The sequence below is a fragment of the Methylophaga nitratireducenticrescens genome (genome assembly GCF_000260985.4).
GTDB lineage: Bacteria > Pseudomonadota > Gammaproteobacteria > Nitrosococcales > Methylophagaceae > Methylophaga > Methylophaga nitratireducenticrescens.
The window spans coordinates 2243537-2258487 of the sequence record NC_017857.3; the positions used below are offsets into that span (position 1 = coordinate 2243537).

14 protein-coding genes are annotated in these 14951 nt (G+C 46.2%); 6 read left to right on the forward strand and 8 right to left on the reverse strand.

Annotated elements, in window-relative coordinates; genetic code table 11:
- Positions 1–11: 11 nt before the first annotated feature.
- From Q7A_RS10650 to Q7A_RS10660, 3 genes are all read left to right on the forward strand, one after another.
- Positions 12–761 (forward strand): hypothetical protein, encoded by a 750-nt coding sequence (locus tag Q7A_RS10650; protein WP_041354557.1) that lies wholly within the window; start codon positions 12–14, stop codon positions 759–761.
- Positions 762–841: 80 nt separating this feature from the next.
- Positions 842–1690 carry an HvfB family MNIO-type RiPP peptide maturase gene (locus tag Q7A_RS10655; protein ID WP_014707366.1) on the forward strand — a complete coding sequence of 283 codons (849 nt, stop codon included), beginning with the start codon at positions 842–844 and terminating at the stop codon, positions 1688–1690.
- Positions 1674–2417, forward strand: a complete 744-nt coding sequence (locus Q7A_RS10660; protein ID WP_014707367.1) for an HvfC family RiPP maturation protein — start codon at positions 1674–1676, stop codon at positions 2415–2417. Before Q7A_RS10655 ends, Q7A_RS10660 begins: the two co-directional genes overlap by 17 nt.
- Before the next feature lie 62 nt (positions 2418–2479).
- On the opposite strand, the gene Q7A_RS10665 is transcribed toward Q7A_RS10660, so the two are convergent.
- Positions 2480–3112 carry a bifunctional 4-hydroxy-2-oxoglutarate aldolase/2-dehydro-3-deoxy-phosphogluconate aldolase gene (locus tag Q7A_RS10665; protein WP_014707368.1) on the reverse strand — a complete coding sequence of 211 codons (633 nt, stop codon included), beginning with the start codon at positions 3110–3112 and terminating at the stop codon, positions 2480–2482.
- Positions 3113–3143: 31 nt separating this feature from the next.
- Positions 3144–4967, reverse strand: coding sequence for a phosphogluconate dehydratase (gene edd, locus Q7A_RS10670; RefSeq protein ID WP_014707369.1), 1824 nt, complete (start codon positions 4965–4967; stop codon positions 3144–3146).
- Between the two features lie 425 nt (positions 4968–5392).
- Here edd and trmB point away from each other — a divergent pair, with 425 nt between their 5' ends.
- The 3 genes from trmB to Q7A_RS10685 all read left to right on the forward strand — a co-directional run bounded on the left by trmB (position 5393) and on the right by Q7A_RS10685 (position 9277).
- Positions 5393–6079, forward strand: coding sequence for a tRNA (guanosine(46)-N7)-methyltransferase TrmB (gene trmB / locus Q7A_RS10675; RefSeq protein ID WP_014707370.1), 687 nt, complete (start codon positions 5393–5395; stop codon positions 6077–6079).
- A gap of 79 nt (positions 6080–6158) precedes the next feature.
- Positions 6159–7460 carry an OmpP1/FadL family transporter gene (locus Q7A_RS10680; RefSeq protein ID WP_014707371.1) on the forward strand — a complete coding sequence of 434 codons (1302 nt, stop codon included), beginning with the start codon at positions 6159–6161 and terminating at the stop codon, positions 7458–7460.
- A 2-nt stretch (positions 7461–7462) separates the two neighbouring features.
- Complete coding sequence (locus Q7A_RS10685) at positions 7463–9277, forward strand: AMP-dependent synthetase/ligase (RefSeq protein WP_014707372.1); 1815 nt, start codon at positions 7463–7465, stop codon at positions 9275–9277.
- Here the strand turns inward: Q7A_RS10685 and folC are convergent.
- Genes folC through truA form a run of 6 tightly spaced genes read right to left on the reverse strand, consistent with a single transcriptional unit; the run spans position 9269 to position 14943 of the window.
- Positions 9269–10573 (reverse strand): bifunctional tetrahydrofolate synthase/dihydrofolate synthase, encoded by a 1305-nt coding sequence (gene folC, locus Q7A_RS10690; protein ID WP_014707373.1) that lies wholly within the window; start codon positions 10571–10573, stop codon positions 9269–9271. The genes Q7A_RS10685 and folC overlap by 9 nt on opposite strands.
- A 10-nt stretch (positions 10574–10583) precedes the next feature.
- On the reverse strand, positions 10584–11441 hold the full coding sequence (gene accD / locus Q7A_RS10695; RefSeq protein ID WP_014707374.1) for an acetyl-CoA carboxylase, carboxyltransferase subunit beta: 858 nt from the start codon (positions 11439–11441) through the stop codon (positions 10584–10586).
- A gap of 19 nt (positions 11442–11460) precedes the next feature.
- Positions 11461–12288, reverse strand: a complete 828-nt coding sequence (gene trpA, locus Q7A_RS10700; RefSeq protein WP_014707375.1) for a tryptophan synthase subunit alpha — start codon at positions 12286–12288, stop codon at positions 11461–11463.
- Between the two features lie 10 nt (positions 12289–12298).
- Positions 12299–13519, reverse strand: coding sequence for a tryptophan synthase subunit beta (trpB, locus tag Q7A_RS10705; RefSeq protein WP_014707376.1), 1221 nt, complete (start codon positions 13517–13519; stop codon positions 12299–12301).
- Positions 13512–14126 carry a phosphoribosylanthranilate isomerase gene (locus Q7A_RS10710; protein ID WP_089418532.1) on the reverse strand — a complete coding sequence of 205 codons (615 nt, stop codon included), beginning with the start codon at positions 14124–14126 and terminating at the stop codon, positions 13512–13514. The genes trpB and Q7A_RS10710 overlap by 8 nt, the downstream gene beginning before the upstream one ends.
- A 37-nt stretch (positions 14127–14163) precedes the next feature.
- The gene (truA, locus tag Q7A_RS10715; protein ID WP_014707379.1) at positions 14164–14943 is read right to left on the reverse strand and encodes a tRNA pseudouridine(38-40) synthase TruA; all 780 of its coding nucleotides are present in this window, start codon (positions 14941–14943) and stop codon (positions 14164–14166) included.
- Positions 14944–14951 lie beyond the last annotated feature (8 nt).

The following is a 14951-nucleotide window of genomic DNA, read 5'->3' on the forward strand; positions in this document are numbered from 1 at the left end:
GGGGGAAAGATATGTACACACGCTTTTGGGTAATTATTGCGCTAATGATGGTCAGCCTGTCAGCTATCGCTGCTGAAACAGAGATCATGGTGAGAGCGAAAGCGGTTGATTCGAAATTTATTGGCACCAGTGTCGGCGGTATCCGCGCTATCGTTGAAGATGCTGAAACAGGTGAAATTCTCGATGAAGGATGGATTAACGGTGGCACTGGCGATACCGCTGTGCTTATCGAAAATCCGTTAAAACGTGGCGAACGACAGACTGATGATAAAACTGCCGGTTTTTTAGCGAAAGTGGATATTGATGCGCCAAGATTACTGCGCTTCAAATTAATCGGCCCTTATGGTTATCAGCAGGCCTATCAGGAAGCCAGCGTGACCAGTTGGGTGGTGCCTGGAAAGGATATTCTGGGTGATGGCATTATCATTACCTTGACCGGCTTTATTGTGGATGCCTGGACCCGGGTTCTGGAGAATGGTCAGGTAGATATTTATACCAAAGCTTCATTGCTGTGCGGTTGCCCTATCACCAAAGACGGCCATTGGCAGGCAGATAATTATGAAGCCAAAGCTATTCTGATGCGTGACGAGAAAACCATTGATGAAGTCGCTCTGGATTTTACCGGCCCGACTGGAATGTTCAGCGGTAAAACTACTATCACTGAGCCTGGCCACTATAAAGCTGTAGTCTATTTATACGATGCTAAAACCGGAAATGTTGGTGTTGATCGTGCGATGTTTGAGATTCCTGAGGCGCCCTAAAAGAGCAGTTGGGAATTTATTTGTAACAATCAGCCCATAGATGCATCTTTTTAATTACTGCAATTAATAAGAGTTTCAGCATGAGAAAACAAGGTTATGCAGTTAATGGAGCTGGTCTGGGTTTAAGACGCAGTTTCATTGATGAAATCATGCAGCTGGATCACCCGCCTATCGACTTTATTGAGGTCGCACCGGAAAACTGGATGGAAATGGGTGGTCGGCTGGGCAAAAAACTGCAGGCATTCAGCGAACACTTTCCGATGCTGTGTCATGGTCTTTCGTTATCACTTGGCAGCCCTGCTCCGCTGGATGAAGCGTTTGTTAAACGTATTAAACACTTTCTGGATCAGCATCAGGTTCGACTCTATAGTGAGCATCTGAGCTATTGCAGTGATGAGGGTCACCTTTACGATTTGATGCCCATACCGTTCACTGACGAAGCTGTCGAGCATGTCGCAGAACGCATTCTTCGGGTTCAGGATATTCTGCAACGCCGACTGATTATCGAGAATGTCTCATACTACGCGGCACCGGGTCGGCAGATAGACGAAATTGAATTTATCAATGCGATATTGGAAAAAGCCGATTGTGAGTTGTTACTTGATGTGAATAACGTCTACGTAAACAGTATTAATCACGGTTATGACGCTAAAGCTTATATTGACGCGATTAACAGTAAACGTATCGCTTACATGCATATTGCCGGTCACTATAATGAAGCCGAAGATCTCATTATCGATACCCATGGCGCAGATGTAATTGATCCAGTTTGGCGGTTGCTGGAACACACTTACCAGCAACATGGGGTGATTCCGACATTGCTGGAACGAGATTTTAATATCCCCGATCTCAGTACATTGTTTGATGAAGTCGGCCACATTCGATATATCCAATCACAATATCGATCTGAACATGCAGCAAGCGCCTGATTTTAAAACTACCCAACAGCAATTCACCGCCCATCTGCGTGATCCGAGTTCTGTTCCCGAGCCTGCCGATGTTGAATCGCGGCGCATGGCGATTTATCAGCGACTGATTTATAACAATATTGAAAGCTTCTTAAGTACGGCCTGTCCGGTATTGAAGCAAATTCTGGGGGAAACGGCCTGGCATCAACTGGCACGTGATTTTATTCGTGAGCATCGGTGCAGTTCGCCCTTATTTAATGATATTGCCCGCGAGTTTGTTCACTATCTCGAAGAACATCCGCAGCAGTATCAAACCATGCCTTTTATTGCTGAGCTCGCCCATTACGAATGGGCTGAGTTGGCGCTCGGAATTGCCAATGCGGATTTTGTGAAGCGTGAAGTGAGTGAACAGCAAGATATCTTGCAACTCTCTCTGCAACGCTCTCCCCTAAGCTGGACCTTTGCCTATGATTACCCCGTGCATCAAATCGCGCCGGATAATCTGCCTGATAAAGCTGCCGAAACGCCGTTTTTTCTGTTGTTATATCGAAATGCTGATGATCAGGTGAAGTTTATTGAGCTTAATCCCGTTAGTGCACGGTTACTTGATCTATTAGATGAAGGTCAGACTGGCCAGCAAGCCGCTGAAGCGATTGCTGAGGTGTTGCAGCATCCTAACCCCGAAGTGGTGTCACTGGGGGCAAAACAGTTGATAGAGGACTGGCTGGAACGCGGCATTGTGATTTAAGAACATAAAAAAACCGGGCGGATAAACCAGCCCGGTTTTAATCTAACTAAATCCAGTTGCTTTTAGTTAGTAGCAAGCTCAATGGCTTCAGCCGCTAAACGGGTAATTTCATCCCAGTTTTCCGCTTCTACCAGATTCGCTGCGCACATCCATGAACCACCTACGCAACCTACGTTAGGTAAGCTGTAGTAGTTTTTCACATTTTTCTGACTAACACCGCCGGTTGGGCAGAACAGAATTTGTGGAATTGGTGCACCAATTGATTTCAGCATGGGTACGCCACCAGCCGCTTCAGCCGGGAAGAATTTCATTGCGGTAATACCACGCTCTAACAAGCGCATGGCTTCACTAGGGTTGGCTACGCCCGGTAATAAAGGCACACCGGTTTTTAATGCCGCTTCAATCAAGGTGTCTGTGGTACCAGGACTGACAATAAATTCTGCACCCGCATCAATCGCTGCATTTAACGTTTCAATGTTGATAATGGTCCCTGCACCGACAATCGCATCTGGCACTTCAGCTTTGATACGACGGATGGATTCCAGCGCTGCATCAGTACGCAGCGTGATTTCCAATACTTTCAGACCGCCTTTGACCAACGCATTGGCCAATGGCACCGCATGTTCAACATTATTAATAACCATCACCGGGACAATCGGTGAGACTTGCATAATTTCGTGAATCGTTTTGCTCATAAAAAATAGATATCCCTAATTCTGGTGAAGATTATTCAACGTTGAACATATTGATAGCGCCTTCTTCAGCTGAAGAAACGCCTGCCCGGAAACTGTCAAACAATTCACGACCGCTGCCGTAATGATGTTCAGTATTGGCCATCATGCAAGACAGGCGGGCGTTAAACTCTTCATCATCTACCAGCACGTTCATAATGCCTCTTTCGGTATCGAGATGAATAATATCGCCATCTTTGATTCGGGTCAGCGGACCACCTTCTGCAGATTCAGGACACATTTGAATGGCAGATGGCACTTTACCCGACGCACCAGACATACGGCCGTCAGTGACCAACGCCACTTTAAATCCACGATCCTGTAATACGCCCAGCGGTGAACTGAGTTTATGCAGTTCCGGCATACCATTGGATTTTGGTCCCTGGAAGCGTAACACCACGATAACGTCTCTTTCCAGTTCGCCATTTTTGAAGGCAGCAACCGCATCGTCCTGATCGTCAAAAACCAAAGCAGGCGCCTCTACAACACGATGTTCAACATCTACCGCAGAAACTTTCGATACACCACGTCCCAGATTACCTTTAATCAGATGTACACCACCTGATTTGGCAAATGGTTGTTCAACCGTGCCAATAACGTCTTTATCCAGAGATTCTTTAGGACCTTCCTGCCAAATCAGTTTGCCATCAATGATTTTTGGCTCCTGACTGTATTGTTTCAAGCCTTTTTCATTACCGACCGTAATGATGTCTTCGTGTAACAAGCCCTGAGATAATAATTCCTGAATTAACACGCCCATGCCACCAGCGGCCTGGAAGTGATTCACATCGGCACTGCCGTTTGGATAGACACGGCTTAATAAAGGAATGATTTGCGACAGACGATCAAAATCGTCCCAGTTAATTAAGATACCGGCTGCCCGGGCCACAGCAACAATATGCATGGTGTGGTTAGTTGAACCACCCGTTGCCAACAGACCAATAATGGCATTTAAAATCGCCTTTTCATCAATCATATGACCAATCGGACGGTAATCATTACCCAGCGCAGTAAATTTCAATACCTGGCGCGCTGCTTCTTTTGTTAATTCATCACGTAACGGGGTATTAGGATTGATAAACGTTCCACCCGGCAAATGCAGCCCCATGATTTCAACCATCATCTGGTTGCTGTTGGCCGTACCATAGAAAGTGCAAGTACCGGGACTATGGTAGGACTCTGACTCTGCTTTAAGCAGTTCTTCGCGACCTACTTTGCCTTCAGCAAACAATTGGCGGATACGAACTTTTTCTTTATTCGGCAGACCACTTGGCATCGGGCCAGCAGGCACAAAAATAGTCGGTAAATGACCAAAACTCAACGCACCAATTAACAAGCCAGGTACGATCTTGTCACAGACACCCAGCATCATTGCCGCATCAAACATGTTGTGACTGAGGCCCACTGCTGTGGCCATGGCAATTACGTCGCGGCTGAACAATGATAAGTCCATACCGGGATAGCCCTGCGTAATACCATCACACATGGCTGGGACGCCGCCGGCAAACTGAGCTACCCCGCCCGCTTCCTTAGCGGCTTCTTTAATTAAAGGTGGAAAATCCTTGTATGGTTGGTGTGCTGACAGCATGTCATTGTAGGCTGAAATAATGCCAATATTGGCTTTTTTGTCACCAGCCAGATCGCTTTTTTCAGTTGCTGCACAAGCAGCAAAACCGTGAGCCAGATTACCACAGCCAAGCGTCAGACGATGAGGACCCTGCCCTGCAGCTTCGTCAACACGAGCAAGATAAGCCGTACGGGTTTTTTTACTTCTTTCGATCACTTCGTTGGTGAGCGAGTCTAAAACTGGATGAACCATAAAGTTAAGTCTCTTTTTCGTTTACTTGTACTATCGAAGTAGCGGGATTTGAGGCCGCTTGATTGCAGCAGCGATAATCCATCAGAACTAATATACAGACGATGCATTATAGTCCTTATCACTCTTTTACGCACTGTTTCTGGGCATATCTCATATCCCTACCTGGATAAATATTTTTATTTTTTCAGTCATCATACCGCAACAGTCGCAGAAAAATGCAGGATTGGCTCTTCAATAATTTTCTGATTTTGTGACAACTTTCCAGTCATAACTTCTGCAAAATGGTGGTATTCAAATCATTATTTTTTGCAAACTTCGACAGCAAAAGACGCTGTCATGAGGATTTTCCAATAGCGCTTGGGTATGATGTGACGCTATTTTCATCGACAGATCGATGTGTTGTTACTCAATTAAAGGTGAGTTAAATGACTGAAGGTAAACGCCTCCGTCAGGTAAAAAGCTTTGTTAAACGCGAGGGACGATTAACGCCCGGTCAACAAAAATCGCTGGATTTTTTATGGCCAAAATTTGGTATTGAAGCAGATGGTCAACCCATCGATATGCAAACGCTATTTGGACGCCATGCTCCAGTGGTCTTTGAAATCGGATTTGGTAATGGCGCGTCTTTGATCAAAATGGCCATTCAGCAACCTGAGTACAACTTTATTGGTGTGGAAGTGCACCGTCCTGGTGTGGGCCAATTATTAAAAGCTATCGAAGAGAATAACCTGACGAACCTCCGTGTAGCTTGCACTGATGCTGTGGAGTTGCTCAAAAACCAGATTGCCGATAATGTTCTGCAACGTGTTCAACTTTACTTCCCTGATCCCTGGCATAAAAAACGTCACCATAAACGCCGAATTATTCAGCCAGCTTTTGTTGACGTTCTGGCACAAAAAATTCGGTCGGGTGGTTTTCTGCATATGGCAACAGACTGGCAGGATTATGCAGAACAAATGTTGCAGGATCTGTCTTCAAGTAAGAATTTTATTAATACCAGTGATGCTGGTGATTATATTGCCCGGCCTGACTACCGGCCATTAACCAAGTTTGAACAACGCGGCCATCGCTTGGGACATGGGGTTTGGGATTTACTTTTTCAGCGTCGTTAATTATTACAAACTTGCTTCATTTGCATGCTTGAGCTAGTTTTGCTCCTTAATTCAAAAACTCTTACCAGGTAACGCTGCTATGACCATGTCCCGAACAACCCAATTTGGTTTTTATCTTTTATTTGGGGCAGCCAGTAATTCTGCAGCCGCAGCGGGTTATGCCCTGATAGAACAAAGCATTACGGGGTTGGGACGAGCCTTTTCAGGCAGTGCTGCAGTGGCGGATGATGCCAGCACTATTTTTTTTAATCCGGCTGGCATGACAAATTTATCCCGTAAAGAAATGAATATGGGGCTCAATCTGATCGCACCCCGAGCAGAATTCTCTGATCGCGGTTCTAATGTCAATGGCACACCATTAACGGGGGGTGATGGCAGTAATGCCGGTGAACTGGCAGCAGTTCCAAATTTTTATTATGCCCATCCGTTAAATGACAAGACTGTCGTAGGTATTGGTGTTGGCGCGCCCTTCGGGCTGGTGACTGACTATGGCGATAGTTGGCAGGGGCGTTATCATGCGATTCGTTCGGATCTGCTTACGCTTAATATTAATCCCAGCATTGCTTTTAAAGTGACTGAAAAACTATCATTGGGCTTTGGCGTAAATCTGCAATATATCGATCTGGAACTCTCCCAGGCAGCTAACTTTGGTTCTTTTCTAGGTAACTCCCAAGGCAACGATGGACGGGTAAAAGTCACTGCCGATGACTGGAGCTGGGGTTATAACCTGGGTATGACCTATCAGTTTACTGAAGCAACACGCATGGGCTTAAGTTATCGTTCAAAAATAACGCATGATTTAACCGGTGAAGGTGAATTTCGCATACCGGAAAATGTGAATACTCAAGCAACAGCCGCTGGCTTTCAGGATGGAAATGTTGGCGGCCGGGTAACCTTGCCTGAATCGGCATCAATCGCTCTGGTTCACCAATTAAATTCACAATGGTCGGTTATGGCCGATGCCAGTTGGACTCGATGGAGCCGTTTTGAAGAGTTGCAAATTAATTCTGACGTTTCCAGGCTAAATACGCTTAAAGAAGAAGACTGGGAAAACTCTATGCGTTACGGGCTGGGCGTGGAATATAAAGCTAATGACCGATGGTCCTGGCGGGCGGGCGTCGCCTATGATGAAACACCGATTCCCAATGCGCAACGTCGAACTCCTCGAATTCCGGACAGTGATCGTACCTGGTTAGCATTGGGGGCAAGTTATCACTATAGCGATAATATAATTTTGGATGCCGCCTATACTCATATATTTATGAAAGACAGCAGCATTGAGGATACATTCACAAGTGGCACTCAAACATATGAATTATCCGGTAAATATAAAAGTTCTGTCGATATCGTCGGCGTTCAACTACGGTGGCTCTTTGATTAATCATGTCTGCTGCTCATGATTACATTTCTCCGGATCAGGCCCAAACGCTGTATGGCTTAGCTTGTGAACGGATAAAAAGAAGTCCTGATAAAGACGCCTATGGCTTTTTTGATAATGATAAGAAAAGCTGGGAAAGCTTAACTTGGCAACAGGTTGCTGATGAAATAACCCATTGGCAACAAGCGCTGCAGCAGGAAAATCTGCGTAAAGGTGATCGGGTTGCAATCAATTTACGTAATAGCAAAGAGTGGATATTTTTCGATCTGGCAGCCTTAAGTCTGGGGCTGATAGTGGTGCCACTTTACCCCGATGACCGACCGGATAACGTTGCATATATATTACAGGATGCTGATGTACGTTTACTGCTGGTGAACAGTCTCAGACAATGGTCAGCCATTAAAGCCGTATTACCCGAAGAACACGCTGTTAAACGGATAGTCCTGTTCCATGATGAATCGATAACAGATAACGAATCATCCATGACATCGCTGCAGAACTGGCTTGATACAGCCTCTGCTGCTGAGTTGAATCTACCCCACTGTGCACCTGAACAATTGGCATCGATTATCTATACTTCTGGCACCACTGGCCGTTCTAAAGGGGTTATGCTCAGCCATCATAATATGTTGTCGGTTGCCTATGGTTCGTTGCAGTTTTTTGAAATCCTGCCTGATGATGTTTTCTTGTCCTTTTTACCGCTGTCGCACACTTTGGAGCGAACTGGCGGCTATTATTTGCCGATGATGGCTGGTTCAAAAGTAGTCTTCTCTCGTAGCATTCCCCTGCTTGCTGACGACATGCGACAAGTTCAACCCACCATCATGATTGCTGTGCCCAGGATTTTTGAACGGATTTATGATCGAGTTCATAAACAACTTGCTGAAGGCAGCTGGCTTAAACGTCGGATCTTCAAACTGGCGGTGGAGGTCGGCTGGAAACGCTTTCAGTACCAACAGGGTCGGAAATATTGGTCGCCTTCTCTGCTGTTATGGCCATTGCTGTATAAACTGGTTGTGACCAAATTTCATCAGCGTCTGGGCGGCAAACTGCGTTTAGCTGTCAGTGGTGGCGCTGCTTTACCCGTCCACGCCGCTAAAATGTTTATTGGACTGGATTTAGTGTTGCTACAAGGTTATGGCCTGACTGAGACCAGCCCAGTGATTAGTGTTAATGAACCTTCCAGCAATGATCCGGCCAGCGTAGGTCGCGCTATTCAGGGTGTAGAAGTTCGTATCGGCAAGGATGAAGAGCTTGAGGTAAAAGGTCCGGGCAATATGCTGGGCTATTGGAATAATCACAAAGCCACGGCACAGACTATTGATGCTGATGGCTGGCTGCATACCGGTGATAAAGCCCACATCAGCGAAAGCGGACATATTTATATTGTTGGCCGAATCAAAGATATTCTGGTGCTCAATAATGGCGAAAAAGTCCCGCCTGCTGATATTGAGGCCGCCATAGTCAGCAATGGCCTGATTGATCAGGCTTTAGTGGTCGGTGAAGGGCAGCCTTATTTGGCCGCTTTACTGGTCATTAATGGCGAAAGTTGGCCGCAGATTGCACAACAACTTGGTTTGGATCCCTTGCAGAATGAAAGTCTTGGCTCAAAAGTTTTACAGCAGCATTTTGTGCGCTTACTCAGACAGTGGTTATTTGAATTTCCGGCCTATGCCAGGATTCGGCGAGTACATCTGACTTTGCAACCCTGGACGATTGAAAATGGTTTGCTGACGCCTACTTTAAAAGTTAAACGTGCGCTGGTTGAGCAACGGTATGATAAGGAAATTAAGGCCCTGTATCACGACACCTCAAGCTGAGGCAGATAACGGTTCATTAATGAAATCTGGTATATGCCGCATGATGGCTTCTACTGTGTGGAATGAGCCAAAAATTAAGATACGGTCCCCTTCAATAGCATTAGCTAAAGCCAGATCATAGGCCTGTTCCACTACTTCACTGGTATGAATGCGATCATTGGAAATTTTACCTTGCAGGCCAGTTGCCAAATCTTCTGCAGACTGCCCCCGGCTTCCATTTAAGCCACCAAGAAACCAATTATTTATCACTGGAATCAAGACATCAAAAACCGCTTGACTGTCTTTGTCACGCAACATGGCAATCACCGCATGGGTTTTGCCATGACAGGGAATTTCCGTTAATAGTTTGGCCAGATTTTCAGCACCCTGTTGATTATGTGTTACATCAAAAATATGGGTAATGGGTCCATCAATCATCTGAAAACGACCAGCCAGTCGGACGTGAGCCAATCCATCACGGATAGCTGTTTCATTGATTTTTTCCATTCCGGAATCTTTCAGCAGGCTGATGACTTGTAGCACAGCCGCGCTGTTCTGAATTTGATAGCAACCCAATAAAGCCGGCAATGGTAATCCCGTGAACTGATACTCGGCATTTTGCCAGTGCCAGACATTTTTATCGGATTGTGCATTGAAGTCTTTGCCAGCAATATACGCTGGCGAGCCTAATTTCTGAGCAATCTCAATAACGGTGACTGGTGGGGAATGTTCACTGCAGACGACAGGGTTCTTTTCTCGCATTATCCCGGCTTTTTCAATACCAATCTTTTCCCGGGTATCGCCAAGCCAAACTGTATGATCCAGACCTATCGGCGTAATCAACGCAATATCGGCATCAAACAGATTCACCGCATCAAGCCGTCCGCCCATACCCACTTCCAAAATCGCGATATCAATATTCTGTCTACAGAAAATATCTGCTGCAGCGAGCGTGGCAAATTCGAAATAACTCAGAGAAATGTCACCACGTGCGGTATCAACCCGCTCGAAAGCTTCACATATCTGTTGATCCGTTGCTGTTTGACCATCCACTACGATGCGTTCGTTATAACGCAATAGATGCGGCGAGGTGTAACAGGCTGTTCGATAGCCGGCAGCTGAGAGTATAGAGGCCAATAACGCAACAGAAGAGCCTTTACCGTTGGTGCCGGCAACCGTCACCACCCGAAAAGGCAGTTTGTTGTCGTCATACATCTGCTGCCAGACAGCACGAACCCGATCCAGGCCGGGATCTATCTCAGTAAAATGAAGCTTTTCCTGCCATGCCAGCCACTGTGGCAAGCTATTAAATCGCATAAACTATGGTTTAAACAGCAATACGATTTTGCATCATGGTTAACAGATTATTCAGACGATCGCGCATTTCACGGCGGTCAATAATCATGTCGATGGCACCATGTTCCAGCAAAAACTCACTGCGTTGGAAACCTTCAGGTAATTTTTCACGAACGGTCTGTTCGATAACGCGTGGACCCGCGAAACCAATTAAGGCTTTAGGTTCAGCCACATTGACATCACCCAGCATTGCCAGACTGGCTGAAACACCACCCATAGTAGGATCGGTCATCACCGAAATAAACGGGACTCCAGCCTCTTCAAGTTGTGATAAAACGGCACTGGTTTTTGCCATTTGCATTAGTGAAAACAGGCCTTCCTGCATGCGTGCTCCACCACTGGCGGCAAAACATATCAACGGCAGTTTTTTCGCTAAAGCAACCTTTGCAGCACGGACAAATTTTTCACCGACCACGGAGCCCATTGAGCCCCCCATAAAACCAAAATCAAACGCAACAACCACAACAGGCAGGTCTTTAAGCGTGCCTTGCATGGCTAACAATGCATCATTCTCACCGGTATTTTTTTGCGCCTGGGTAATACGATCACGATAGCGTTTACTGTCTTTGAATTTAAGGGTGTCGACAGGCTTAACTTCGGTCCCAATTTCCTGGCGATTCTCTTCATCAAGAAAACTTTTCAGTCGATCACGGGCATTTATCCGTTGATGATGATCACATTTGGGACACACCATCTGATTACGCTCAAGCTCAGCCCGATAAAGCACATTGTCACATGCCGGACATTTGCACCAGACACCTTCAGGTACCGAGCGGCTGCGGCCACTGGTGCGGATTTTCGACGGTAGTAATCTTTCAAACCAACTCATTTTGTCACCTTATCGCTTATTAGGCCGAGACGCTGGCTAAATCACGCGCATTAATTGCATGACGCATTTCAGCTAACAGACTTGCTACTGCTGCGGGTAATTCCTGTGGGCGATTGGAATGTTCTTCTATGCAACGTACCAAAGTACTGCCCACCACTACAGCATCAGCCACTTCCGCGACAGCTGCGGCTGAGCGGCCATCTCTGATACCAAACCCCACACCAACCGGTAACGAAGTGTATTTACGAATTTCTTCAAGTTTGGCGGTTACTTCATTAATTTCCAATGCGGCAGCACCCGTCACACCTTTGATCGAAACATAATAAATAAAGCCTTTGGCATATTGGGCAATTTTCTGCATACGCTGTGCCGATGTTGTTGGCGCAACCAGGAAAATCGTATCAATATCATGTACGTCCATCAGGCGCAGGAATTCATCAGACTCTTCCGGAGGCATATCAACAGTCAACACCCCATCCACCCCGACAGCCTGTGCTTTTTTGGCGAACTTTTCATAACCCATTGCTTCAAGGGGATTGGCATATCCCATCAGCACGATTGGCGTATGCTTATTTTTCTCTCTGAACTGTTTCACCATATCCAGAATTGAATCCAGCGTGACATCATTTTTCAATGCCCGTTCACAGGCTTTTTGGATCACAGGGCCATCCGACATGGGGTCAGAGAAAGGCACACCCAGTTCGATAATATCGGCACCGGCATCCACCAAAGCATGTAACAGTGGTACGGTTACCCATGGTTCAGGATCACCTGCCGTCACATAAGGGATTAAAGCAGTTTGCCCATCTGCCTGAAGATTTTTAAAACATTCTTTAATACGACTCATTTTATATTCCTCAGAAATTCAGACCAGCCATGGCTGCAACCGTGTGCATGTCTTTATCACCACGCCCTGAAACATTAATAAGAATACTTTGATCCGCTGACATCGTTGGGGCTAATTTTGAAACATACGCCAATGCATGGCTGGTTTCCAGAGCCGGAATAATGCCTTCAGTGCGTGTCAGTTCATGGAAAGCATCAAGCGCCTCGGTATCCGTGACTGTAACGTATTGTGCACGGCCGATATCTTTCAACCATGCATGCTCAGGACCGACGCCAGGATAGTCCAGCCCGGCTGAAATGGAGTGGGTTTCGGTAATTTGTCCCGCAGCGTCCTGGATCAGGTAAGTGCGATTGCCGTGCAATACGCCGGGAGTTCCGGCAGACAGCGGAGCTGAGTGCTGCCCTGTCTGCAGACCATGACCAGCACCTTCAACGCCAATCATTGCAACAGATTCATCTTCAATAAATGGGTAGAACAGGCCAATTGCATTCGACCCACCACCGATACAGGCAACCAGTGTATCGGGCAGTTTCCCAGTGGTATTGATCATTTGCTGACGGGCTTCACGACCAATAACTGATTGAAAGTCCCGTACCATTGCTGGATAAGGATGTGGGCCAGCAACCGTACCGATAATATAAAAGGTGTCATCCACATTGGTGACCCAGTCACGCAAGGCTTCATTCAGTGCATCTTTGAGTGTTTTTGAACCGGACTGAACTGGTACCACGTCTGCACCTAAAAGCTTCATCCGGTAAACGTTCATCGCCTGGCGCTCAACATCTTCAGCGCCCATATAAACCACACATTCCATACCTAACCGAGCTGCAACCGTAGCGGTTGCGACACCATGCTGTCCCGCACCTGTTTCAGCAATAATACGGGTTTTACCCATCCGCTTTGCCAGCAGAGCCTGACCAATCGTGTTGTTAACCTTGTGGGCACCAGTATGGTTGAGATCTTCACGCTTGAGATAGATCTGTGCACCGCCCAGTTTTTTTGTCCAGTTTTCAGCATGATATATAGGTGATGGACGGCCTACAAAATCGGCCAGATCTTTATCCATTTCAGCTTGGAAGTTTGGATCATTTTTATACTGTTTGTAAGCTTCTTCCAGCTCATAAATAGCACCCATCAGGGTTTCGCCAACAAAGCGACCACCATAAGGTCCAAAATGACCTAATTCATCCGGGTAGTTTTTAAAATAGTCATCAATCTGTATATCAGGCATTTGCCACCTCTCGCATGAATGCGCTTATTTTATTATTACTTTTAAGTCCTTTCGACTCTTCTACACCGCCACTCACATCAACTGCATAAGGCGAGACCTGCCGAATAGCTTCTGCAACATTTTCAGTTGTCAGACCACCCGCTAATATCAACGGCTTGCTAACTGCAGTAATCATGGACCAGTCAAAGGTCTGTCCGGTTCCCCCCGGCACACCTTGTTGATAGCTATCCAGCAATAAAGCCGATGCCCCGGAAAAATGATTGGCAGCCTGTATTAAATCCGTTGCAGTCTGCATACGCACGGCTTTGATATAAGGCATATTGAATTGAGCACAATACTCTGCAGATTCATTGCCATGAAACTGCAACAAACTTAATGGAACCTGTTCAAGCGTTTGTAGCACTTTTTCTGGAGTCGCATCAACAAACAAACCGACAACTGAAACAAAAGGTGGTAGCTGCGCAGTAATTGCGGCAGCCTGTGCCATTGTCACAGCGCGAGGACTTGGTTCATAAAAAACCAGTCCGATAGCATCTACCCCGCTTTTAACAGCAAAATCAGCATCTTGTCGACGCGTAATGCCACATATTTTAACGCGGGTTCTCATTTGGGGTTGTCAGCTTTCCAGAAGTTAGCTTAGTACTTTACCAGAGCACCGGAAAACCTGACACAGTTGGCAAGGAAAATTCATCTGGATAAATCACATCTGTCAGATAAAGACCCTGTGGCGGTGCGGTAACGCCAGCCATATTGCGATTCTGGCTTTGCAGAACTTGCCATGCCCAATCAACAGGTCTTTTTCCTTCGCCAATTGGAACCAGCACTCCCATCAGGTTACGCACCATGTGGTGTAAAAAAGAACGGGCTTCAACATCAACAGCAATACAATCATCTCGGCGTGTGACAATCAATTTATCAAGCGTTTTTATCGGACTTTTGGCCTGACATTCCTGTGCTCGAAAAGCAGAAAAATCATGCTGACCCAAAAGACTATTGGCAGCCTGCTGCATTTTATGTTCATCAAGTGGTTTGTATACCCACCACATGCGTTGATGATGAACACTGGAGCGACTGTCACGATTGAGGATTAAATAACGATAGCGGCGTTTTATTGCGCTGAAACGGGCATTGAAATCTTCAGAAACGGGGTTGACCCATTTAACACAGACATCATGTGGTAGGTTGGAATTTAAGCCTAACAGCCAGTTACGTTCCTCTCGAACTGCCTCAGTATCAAAATGTACTACCTGATTTAACGCATGTACCCCGGTATCTGTACGCCCGGCAGCAAATACTTCGGTTTGTGCATTAGCGACTAATGATACGGCTTTCTGTAATTCACCTTGCACAGTCCGTTGTTTGGGCTGAAACTGCCAACCATGGAACTGACTGCCGTCATATTCGACACCTAATGCTAACCTCACAACAATAC

What these genes read in the sequence shown, in the direction of transcription:
- Q7A_RS10650 (WP_041354557.1), top strand. Translation starts at nt 12, where the DNA reads ATGTACACACGCTTTTGGGTAATTATTGCGCTAATGATGGTCAGCCTG.
- Q7A_RS10655 (WP_014707366.1), top strand. Translation starts at nt 842, where the DNA reads ATGAGAAAACAAGGTTATGCAGTTAATGGAGCTGGTCTGGGTTTAAGA.
- Q7A_RS10660 (WP_014707367.1), top strand. Translation starts at nt 1,674, where the DNA reads ATGCAGCAAGCGCCTGATTTTAAAACTACCCAACAGCAATTCACCGCC.
- Q7A_RS10665 (WP_014707368.1), bottom strand. Translation starts at nt 3,112, where the DNA reads ATGAGCAAAACGATTCACGAAATTATGCAAGTCTCACCGATTGTCCCG.
- edd (WP_014707369.1), bottom strand. Translation starts at nt 4,967, where the DNA reads ATGGTTCATCCAGTTTTAGACTCGCTCACCAACGAAGTGATCGAAAGA.
- trmB (WP_014707370.1), top strand. Translation starts at nt 5,393, where the DNA reads ATGACTGAAGGTAAACGCCTCCGTCAGGTAAAAAGCTTTGTTAAACGC.
- Q7A_RS10680 (WP_014707371.1), top strand. Translation starts at nt 6,159, where the DNA reads ATGACCATGTCCCGAACAACCCAATTTGGTTTTTATCTTTTATTTGGG.
- Q7A_RS10685 (WP_014707372.1), top strand. Translation starts at nt 7,463, where the DNA reads ATGTCTGCTGCTCATGATTACATTTCTCCGGATCAGGCCCAAACGCTG.
- folC (WP_014707373.1), bottom strand. Translation starts at nt 10,573, where the DNA reads ATGCGATTTAATAGCTTGCCACAGTGGCTGGCATGGCAGGAAAAGCTT.
- accD (WP_014707374.1), bottom strand. Translation starts at nt 11,441, where the DNA reads ATGAGTTGGTTTGAAAGATTACTACCGTCGAAAATCCGCACCAGTGGC.
- trpA (WP_014707375.1), bottom strand. Translation starts at nt 12,288, where the DNA reads ATGAGTCGTATTAAAGAATGTTTTAAAAATCTTCAGGCAGATGGGCAA.
- trpB (WP_014707376.1), bottom strand. Translation starts at nt 13,519, where the DNA reads ATGCCTGATATACAGATTGATGACTATTTTAAAAACTACCCGGATGAA.
- Q7A_RS10710 (WP_089418532.1), bottom strand. Translation starts at nt 14,126, where the DNA reads ATGAGAACCCGCGTTAAAATATGTGGCATTACGCGTCGACAAGATGCT.